This window comes from Luteimonas panaciterrae (assembly GCF_020511115.1).
Lineage (GTDB): Bacteria > Pseudomonadota > Gammaproteobacteria > Xanthomonadales > Xanthomonadaceae > Luteimonas > Luteimonas panaciterrae.
In genome coordinates this window covers 1-367 of the sequence record NZ_JAJAVH010000085.1, presented here as the reverse complement: position 1 = coordinate 367, position 367 = coordinate 1, and the positions used below count along the sequence as shown (strand labels likewise).

General features: G+C 53.7%; 1 protein-coding gene. It reads right to left on the bottom strand.

Annotation, left to right across the window (positions count from 1 at the left end; genetic code table 11):
- Window positions 1-367: M4 family metallopeptidase (locus tag LG367_RS18385; RefSeq protein WP_226470730.1), on the bottom strand; the 367-nt coding region annotated here is incomplete at both ends.

The window sequence follows — 367 nt, the reverse complement described above, 5'->3', positions numbered from 1 at the left end:
TCGCGCGCCTTCGGATAGCCTGTCTGCGAGGTCATATACAGCGTGATCGCGCGATACCATACCTGTGCAGCCACCTTGTTAGTGATTCTGGTCAGGTCAATGTCGCCATTGCAGACCAGATCGGCCTTGACCAGCTCCGCCCGATAGGATGCCGGCACGACGGCCCCCTCGGACAGCAGATAGAAGAAGTGGTTGCCGACACCGGAAGCAGAATGAGGATCGTCAAAGCGGGGCTTCTTGTCGTAACAATCCGGTGACTCGCCATCCAGGCTCGGCTTGAACATATAACGGTACGGTTTTCCGTCCTGCATTACACCTTCGCCAATGAGATAATCTGGTGGATCTTTGGGATTGTTATCAAAAAATT